Source organism: Bradyrhizobium sp. MI1.7, assembly GCF_055811795.1.
The window spans coordinates 1-879 of the sequence record NZ_JBVVPO010000221.1 but is presented as its reverse complement, the minus strand read 5'-3'; the positions used below and the strand labels follow the sequence as shown (position 1 = coordinate 879).

Genomic DNA, 879 nt, shown 5'->3' with positions numbered 1-879 from the left:
AGCCTGATGCGGGCTGTTTCAGCGGGCTTCACCAAAATAAGGGCCCGGCCCTAAGCCTTTCAGCGTCCGCACGACAAACTGAAAGCCCCAATGCCGAGCCCTTTGGTCTCAAGCCTTAGGAGCCGAAACCACATGGATAGTAGCATTGCCCCCTCCCCCGCCGGCAAGCGGGGCCGCAACAGCAGCGTCATTCTGACCGACCGCATGTGCGAGAAACGCGTTGCCAAACGGACCAAGCTCTACGACCGTAAGTGCCCTGGTCTGTACGTAAGCATCACCACGACCCGGGGTGGCAACCTTCTCGTTCAAGTTCACCGACCGGGAGACCGGCAAGCAACGCACCGGCTGGCTTGGCGTCTACAATGCTGAGACCTTCACGGTCGAGGACACCCGTAGCAAGGTCTACGGCCTCAGGGCCAGGGGTGGCGAGGCGCTTGCCGAGACCTTCCGCGACCAGAAAGCTGCGAAGGCGAAGCGCGGCAAGACCGTCGCCGAGATCATCGACGAGCGCATCGCGTGGATGAAGACGTTGGTCAAGAAGCCCGATGGCGAGATGCGCCCCCGGCTCGAAAGCTGGCAAAACACCGCGAGCCACCTCGACCGCCTCATCCGCCCACGCCTCGGCAAGAAGCTGGCCATGGAGGTCACCAAGCACGACATCGCCACACTCTCGAACGACATCGTCGCAGGCAAGTTCGGCAAGCCCTCGGTCAGCAACGCGCGCCATATGCGCAAGGCGGCCTCGGGCCTGTTCACCTAGGCGGCGGAGGCAGGCCGCGACTATGTGACCGCCAGCCCCTGCGTCAACCTGCCAAAACTCGATCCCGAACATCCCCGCACCCGGGTCCTCTCCGAAGACGAGATCAAGACGTTCTGGCA

General features: G+C 62.9%; 1 protein-coding gene. It reads left to right on the top strand.

The window, feature by feature from the left end; all coding sequences use genetic code 11:
- Positions 1–289 precede the first annotated feature (289 nt).
- Entirely contained in the window at positions 290–760 is a 471-nt protein-coding gene (locus AC0L3X_RS47225; RefSeq protein ID WP_473317624.1) for a hypothetical protein, read from the top strand.
- The last annotated feature ends 119 nt before the right edge of the window (positions 761–879 follow it).